This window comes from Rhodobacter sp. P2_H5 (assembly GCF_056403335.1).
Genome location: NZ_JBFUFS010000049.1, coordinates 1 through 1,568, shown reverse-complemented (window position 1 = coordinate 1,568; position 1,568 = coordinate 1). Strand labels below are relative to the sequence as shown.

Annotated in this window: 2 protein-coding genes; one reads left to right on the top strand and one right to left on the bottom strand. The window is 61.9% G+C overall.

Translation table 11 applies throughout. The annotated features are described in order from the left end of the window. A partial coding sequence (locus tag AC1DVR_RS23320) for an ABC transporter permease (protein WP_478003011.1) occupies positions 1–673 on the bottom strand: 673 nt, incomplete at its 3' end. A gap of 382 nt (positions 674–1,055) precedes the next feature. Here AC1DVR_RS23320 and AC1DVR_RS23315 point away from each other — a divergent pair. Next, the coding region (locus tag AC1DVR_RS23315) for an aspartate/glutamate racemase family protein (protein WP_478003010.1) at positions 1,056–1,568 on the top strand (513 nt) is incomplete at its 3' end.

Genomic DNA, 1,568 nt, shown 5'->3' with positions numbered 1-1,568 from the left:
GAGTCTTGACGCCAGACAGGCGCGCGGCGTGTTCGTTGCCGCCCGTGGCATAGACATGGCGGCCAAACCGGGTGCGGCGCATGATCAGGGCAAAGATCACCATCAGCACCACCATAATGACCACCGGCACCGGAACCCGGCCGACATAGCCCTGACCCAGTACGGCAAAGCTGTCCGGCGTGTCGGGCGTGACCGGCACGCCGTGGGTGATCATGTACATCAGGCCGCGCCCGATGCTGAGCGTCCCGAGCGTGGCAATAAAAGGCGGCAGACCGATTGCCGTGATCAAAAGCCCGTTGACCAGACCAAAGCTGACGCCCACGGCGATGCCTGCGGCAATGCTTGCGGCTTCAGAATATCCCGCGTCAAACCCCAGCGCCGTCACCAGCGAGGCCAGGCCCATGGCCGAACCGACCGACAGATCAATGCCGCCCGTGATGATCACCATGACCATCCCGATGCTCATGATCGCGGTCAACGAAAAGGCGCGGAACACGCCCATCAGGTTGTTCGTGGTCAGGAAGTAGGGAGTGTAAAGGCTGATCATCGCGCCGACGATGATCATCGCAACCAGAACGTTCACCTCGCGGACATTGCGCAGCTGCTTCACGCTGTTCCAGAAGGCCGAGGGCGGCGCTTCCGATGGTGTCGTCTTGTTGGCAGATACGGACATTCAGGTTCCTCCCCAGATATTCCATTGGTCAGCCGAGGTCCGTTAACAGGCCCGCTGCGGTGCGGCAGGCCGCCTGGCTGTGCATTCATCGAGGCTCTTCCGGTGCTGCTCCGACGCATTTCGCGGTTCCCCAGCAAGAAATGGCAACGCTGTCATTTCTCTGGTGAACGCCTCGGGAAGTCAATTGGGTAAATCTGGAAAAACGGGCATCTTGCGACACTTCTATTGTCGTTTTTTGGCCGCATCGCGGAAATTCCGCGGCAAGCGACGGATGTGCGGTTGCAAAATCTACGTCCACAACGCAGAATTGACAGCGCTGTCATGGTCGGAAGGCCGACAGACCTTTGCGAGTCGCTCGCACAGAATCAGGAAAGGGCCCACCATGGCGGCAGTACTGTCCGCGCCGACACCTCCGGGGCTGGCGATGATCCACACGGTATCGGGGCTGATCACGGTGTTTGACGCCCTTGCCAAGCAGCATCTTCCGCAGTGGCAAGGTTTCAACATGCTGGATGAAAGCCTGCTGCAAACCACCATCCGGCAAGGCAGCCTTTCCCAATCGACCATGCGGCGCATGACCGGCATGGTCTGGTCCGCCGTCGACGCGGGCGCGCAGGCGATCATCGTCACCTGTTCTTCGCTGGGGCCCGCCGTCGATGCGGCGCGGCCACTATGCCCGGTGCCCATGTTCCGCATCGACGAGGGCATGGCGCTGGCCGCCCTTGGCCACGGCCCGCGGATCGGTGTGCTGGCGACGCTTTCCACAACCTTGCAACCGACGACCGACCTGATCCGCCGCTTGGCCGACCTGAACGGTCGGGACTGCGCCCTGACTTCGGAAATCGCCGAAGGGGCCTTCGACAAACTGCGTCAGGGCGATCTGGCGGGCCACGAC